Origin of the sequence: Pseudoalteromonas sp. P1-26 (genome assembly GCF_001401795.1) — a bacterium.
Taxonomy (GTDB): domain Bacteria; phylum Pseudomonadota; class Gammaproteobacteria; order Enterobacterales; family Alteromonadaceae; genus Pseudoalteromonas.
Map to the genome: position 1 here is coordinate 1 of NZ_LKDX01000175.1, position 267 is coordinate 267.

Consider the following 267-nt stretch of genomic DNA (forward strand, 5'->3'; position numbering starts at 1 on the left):
AGCTAAGCAGGATCGAACTGCTGACCTCCTGCGTGCAAGGCAGGCGCTCTCCCAGCTGAGCTATAGCCCCACATATGCTGGTACTTATTATTTGTAACCGACTTTGTTTCCAGACAAGGCATGGTACTACGACGTTTAGTCCACTAAACGAGGCGTGCCATAACGAAGTATGGGAGCAAAGTGGTGGGTCTGAGTAGATTTGAACTACCGACCTCACCCTTATCAGGGGTGCGCTCTAACCAACTGAGCTACAGACCCAAACAATAA

At 49.8% G+C, this 267-nt stretch carries 1 tRNA gene; it reads right to left on the reverse strand.

Annotated elements, in window-relative coordinates:
* Positions 1-181 precede the first annotated feature (181 nt).
* Positions 182-258 (reverse strand) — tRNA-Ile (locus AN394_RS21435).
* Positions 259-267 lie beyond the last annotated feature (9 nt).